We start from the raw sequence: 4,590 nt of genomic DNA on the forward strand, positions 1-4,590 counted from the left end.
CCGGCTTCACGATCCCCCGCGTCGAAACCATATCGAAGGGGCCGGGCGGCGACGCCCGGCCCCTTTTCTGTCTCTGGCGGCATTCATGGAGCGTCTTGGCATGCGCAGCCCGACCGTGCGGCTGTGGTTGATCCTTCTGGTCCTGCTCGGCGCAGGCTTGCCGTCGGCTGCGCAGGAGCGGCGGGTCCCGGACAGCCAGGCGCAGGTGCAGCTCAGCTTCGCGCCGGTGGTCCGCGCGGTGGTGCCGGCCGTGGTCAACATCCAGACCTCGCGCAACGTCGTGCAGCGCGGCCGGCCGTTCCTTGCCGATCCGCTCCTGGAGTTCTTCTTCGGCCGCGGCGGCCCGCCCGTGCCGTCGGAGCGCCGTCGGGTGGAGAACTCCCTGGGGTCGGGCGTGCTGCTCACGAGCGACGGCGTGGTGGTGACCAACAATCACGTGATCGAGAACGCCGATGAGATCACGGTGATCCTTTCGGACCGGCGCGCGTTCCAGGCCAGGCTCCTGTCCCGCGACGAGCGCGCCGACCTGGCCTTCCTGCGGATTGACGCCAAGGGCGAGAAGCTGCCGACCCTGGAACTCGCCCGCTCCGATGACCTGCAGGTGGGCGACCTGGTGCTGGCGGTGGGCAACCCGTTCGGCATCGGCCAGACCGTCACCTCGGGCATCGTCTCGGCCACCAACCGCTCGGCCGAGGGGCTCGAGCGCGATGTATCGTTCATCCAGACTGATGCGGCGATCAACCCGGGCAATTCGGGCGGCGCGCTCGTCGACCTGCAGGGGCGGCTGGTCGGCATCAACACCGCGATCTTCTCCCGCACGGGCGGCTCGATCGGGATCGGCTTCGCCATCCCGGCCGACCTGGTGCGGGTCCGGCTGCAGCAGGCGGTTTCCGGTGCCAAGGAGGTGTCCCGCCCCTGGCTGGGCGCCGACCTGCAGAGCGTCGATGTCGGCATCGCCGAGAGCCTGAACATGCCGAGCCCGCGCGGCGTGCTGGTCGGCAGGGTCTGGCCGCACGGGGCTGCCGCGGATGCGGGTCTGCTGACCGGCGACGTGATCCTGTCGGTGGATGGCGGGGCAGTCGATGATCCCGCGAGCTTCGGCTACCGGATGTCGCTTCAGCCGCTCGGCACGCCCGCCAGGCTTGAGATCCTGCGCCGCGGGAAGCAGCGGACCGTGGAACTGCCGCGGGCGGCCGCACCCGAGCGGCCGGCACCGGAACTCACCCGCTTCGGGCGCAACGAGGCGCTGGCCGGTGCCACGATCGCCAACATGTCGCCGGGCTTCAATGAGCGGCTGGGGCTGGATCCGTTCGAGACCGGGGTGGTGGTGGTCGAGGTCGAGCCTGGTTCGCCCGCCGCCTACATGAACCTTGAGCCCGGCGACGTCATCGTCGGCATCGACGGCGCGAAGACGCCGGACGTGCGCTCCGTCAGGAAAGCACTACCCCGCGCGGGCCGGCCGTTCCGGATGGCAGTCAAGAGCGGCGGGCGGCTCTACCAGTTCCGGGTGGGCGGCTGATGGACGACCTGTTCGGCGCCGCACCCAAGGCTATGCCCGGGCGCGCGCGGCGCAAGGAGGCCGACCGGCCGCTGCCCGACCGGCTCCGGCCCGAGCGGATTGAGGATCTGGTCGGCCAGGAGCATCTGCTCAGCGACGAGGCGCCGCTGGCGCGGATGCTCGCCAAGGGTCGCCTGCAGTCGCTGATCCTGTGGGGGCCGCCCGGCTGCGGCAAGACCACGCTGGCGCGGATCCTGGCGAGTGCCGTGAACGAGCCGCTGCTGGAGCTGTCGGCGGTCATGTCCGGCGTCGCCGAATTGCGCCGCAGCTTCGAGGACGCGCGCAAGCTGCGCTCGGGCGGCAGCCACCCGCTGCTCTTCATCGACGAGATCCACCGCTACAACCGCGCCCAGCAGGACGGCCTGCTTCACGAGGTCGAGGACGGCACGGTCACCCTGGTCGGCGCCACCACCGAGAACCCGTCCTTCGCGCTGGTCCCGGCATTGCTGTCGCGCTGCCAGGTCCTGGTGCTGCACCGGCTGGACGCAGGTGCCATGGAGCGGCTGCTGGCGCGCGCGGAGGCGATGCTGGGCCACCCTCTGCCGCTGGACGACCAGGCCCGGGCCCGGCTGGGCGAGATGGCGGATGGCGATGGCCGCTATCTCCTGAACCTGGTGGAGGCACTGGCCGACCTGCCGGCCGGGCCCCCGCTCGACGCCCAGGCGCTCGGCCGGATCCTGCAGCGGCGCATGCCGCTCTACGACCGCGCCCAGGAGAGCCACTACAACCTGATCAGCGCGCTGCACAAATCGGTGCGGGGCTCCGATCCGGACGCTGCGCTCTACTGGTTCTGCCGGATGCTGGAAGGCGGGGAGGACCCGCGCTTCCTGGCTCGGCGGATCGTGCGGATGGCGGTGGAGGATATCGGCTTGGCCGACCCACGCGCCGTCGAGCAGGCGCTGGCGGCCGCTGCCACCTATGAGCGGCTGGGCAGCCCCGAGGGCGAGCTGGCCCTGGCCCAAGCGGTCGTCTACCTGGCGGCAGCCCCGAAGTCGAACGCGGTCTATCTGGCCTACAAGGCGGCACGCCAGTCAGCAAGGGAGACGGGCTCGCTGATGCCGCCCGCGACCATCCTGAATGCGCCCACCGGCCTCATGAAGGAGCTAGGCTATGGCCAGGACTATGCCTATGACCACGACGCGCCGGACCGCTTCTCCGGCCAGGACTATTTCCCCGACGGGATGCCGCGCCCGACCTTCTACCGGCCGACCGGGGAAGGGATCGAGGCCAGGATCGCCGAGCGCCTGAACCGGCTCGACCGGCTGCGCGCCGAACGCAGGAAGGATCGGACGCCATGAGCGGCGTCGAGCAGAGGACCGTGGCGGGCAGCGAGGCCCATTGGCGCTTCGATCGCTGGTGCAAGGCCCATTTTCCCGAGCTGGGCTTTGGCCAGATGCAGAAGCTGCTGCGCACCGGCCAGTTCCGGGTGGACGGCAAGCGGCTGGATGCGGCCACCCGGCTGGTGCCGGGGCAGGTGGTGCGCATCCCGCCACTGCCGGCCGAGCCGGAGGAAGAGCCGGGCAGCGCCCCGAAGCCGGCCGTCCGTCTGCCTGAGCGCGACGTGGCGATGCTACGCTCCCTGGTGATCCACGAGGACGATGCGCTGATCGCGTTCGCCAAGCCCGCCGGCCTCGCCGTCCAGGGCGGCAGCGGCACGACCCGGCACGTGGACGGGCTGATGCAGGCGTTTGCCGGCAAAGGCGGCGACAAGCCGCGCCTAGTGCACCGGCTGGACCGCGACACGTCCGGCGTGCTGGTGCTCGCCAAGACCGCTTCTGCCGCGCGCGAGCTGACCTTCGCCTTCCAGCAGCACCGGATCCGCAAACTCTACTGGGCAGTGGTGATCGGCCGGCCCAAGCGCGACGCCGGGGTGATCGACCTGGCCCTAGAAAAGGGTGGTGCCAGCGGGCGGGAGAAGATGACCTCCAGCGAGAGCGACGAGGCCCGCTTCGCCCGCACCGGCTTTAGGGTCCTGGATGCGAATGGCAAGGTCGCGGCCTGGCTGGGCCTGCTGCCGCTCACCGGCCGCACCCACCAGCTGCGTGCCCACTGCGCCCTGTCGGGCTTCCCGATCCTGGGCGACGGCAAGTATGGCGGCAAAGCGGCGCACCCGACCGGGGCGCCGGCACGCTTGGCCCTCCATGCCAGCGAGCTCGACCTGCCGCATCCGGATGGCGGGCGGCTGCGGCTGGTGGCGGAGCCGGACCGGCCGATTCGCGAGGCGCTGGACTGGATGGGGATCGGCAAGGGCCTGCCGCCGTTTGCCCGGCTAGACGACTGGCCGGAGGAACGCCGGTGAGGCTGGTCCTGTTCGATTGCGACGGCACGCTGGTCGACAGCGGGGCCCTGATCGTGGCGGCAGCCCAGGATGCGTTCGCCGAGTTCGGTGAGCCGGCACCCGACGAGCTGACGTTGCGCGCGGCGATCGGCCTGTCGGTGGCGCAGTGCCTGGAATTCTGGCGCCCGGACCTGCCGGCTCCCGACCAGGCCGCAATCGGCCGGGCGTTCGGCCGCCATTACTGGAAGCACCGCAGTGCCGGGATCCATGCCGAACCGCTGTTCCCAGGCATCCTGACGCTCCTGGATCGCCTCGCCGCACAGCCCGACACGTTGCTGGGCATCGTCACCGGCAACAGCCGGCGCGGGCTGGACGCGATCCTGGCCCATCACGAACTGGCGGACCGGTTCGTCACCCTGCAGACCGCCTGCCGGCATCCCTCCAAGCCGCACCCGGCCATGGTGCTGGAGGCGCTGGCCGAGACCGGCGCCACGGCCGAGGACGCGGTGGTGATCGGCGACACGTCCTTTGACGTGCTGATGGCCAAGGCCGCGGGCGCGCTGCCGGTGGGGGTAGCGTGGGGCAACCATCCACTCGAGCGGCTGGTCGAGGCCGGTGCCGCGCACGTGGCGCACACGGCGACTGATCTGCACCCGATCCTGGGGCTCGCATGAAGCGTTTCTACAAGCAGGTGGGCATCGCCCGCCATGGTGATGACTGGCAGGTGCTGCTCGACGGCAAGCCGATCCGCACC

At 71.0% G+C, this 4,590-nt stretch carries 4 protein-coding genes; all 4 read left to right on the forward strand.

The genetic code is table 11. The annotated features are described in order from the left end of the window. The first annotated feature begins 100 nt into the window (after positions 1 to 100). Genes EQG76_RS27200 through EQG76_RS27215 form a run of 4 tightly spaced genes read left to right on the forward strand, consistent with a single transcriptional unit; the run spans position 101 to position 4,510 of the window. On the forward strand, positions 101 to 1,519 hold the full coding sequence (locus EQG76_RS27200; protein WP_159718115.1) for a Do family serine endopeptidase: 1,419 nt from the start codon (positions 101 to 103) through the stop codon (positions 1,517 to 1,519). Beyond that, a complete protein-coding gene (locus EQG76_RS27205; protein WP_159718117.1) occupies positions 1,519 to 2,856 on the forward strand; it encodes a replication-associated recombination protein A in 1,338 nt (445 codons plus the stop codon). Before EQG76_RS27200 ends, EQG76_RS27205 begins: the two co-directional genes overlap by 1 nt. Continuing rightward, positions 2,853 to 3,857 carry an RluA family pseudouridine synthase gene (locus EQG76_RS27210; protein ID WP_159718119.1) on the forward strand — a complete coding sequence of 335 codons (1,005 nt, stop codon included), beginning with the start codon at positions 2,853 to 2,855 and terminating at the stop codon, positions 3,855 to 3,857. Before EQG76_RS27205 ends, EQG76_RS27210 begins: the two co-directional genes overlap by 4 nt. Next, entirely contained in the window at positions 3,854 to 4,510 is a 657-nt protein-coding gene (locus tag EQG76_RS27215) for an HAD-IA family hydrolase (RefSeq protein WP_159718121.1), read from the forward strand. The genes EQG76_RS27210 and EQG76_RS27215 overlap by 4 nt, the downstream gene beginning before the upstream one ends. Positions 4,511 to 4,590: the final 80 nt, after the last annotated feature.

It is taken from the genome of Geminicoccus flavidas (genome assembly GCF_009806515.1).
Lineage (GTDB): Bacteria > Pseudomonadota > Alphaproteobacteria > Geminicoccales > Geminicoccaceae > Geminicoccus > Geminicoccus flavidus.

Excerpts from the sequence above, each read along its gene's own strand:
- EQG76_RS27210 (WP_159718119.1), top strand. The coding sequence starts at position 2,853 with ATGAGCGGCGTCGAGCAGAGGACCGTGGCGGGCAGCGAGGCCCATTGG.
- EQG76_RS27200 (WP_159718115.1), top strand. The coding sequence starts at position 101 with ATGCGCAGCCCGACCGTGCGGCTGTGGTTGATCCTTCTGGTCCTGCTC.
- EQG76_RS27205 (WP_159718117.1), top strand. The coding sequence starts at position 1,519 with ATGGACGACCTGTTCGGCGCCGCACCCAAGGCTATGCCCGGGCGCGCG.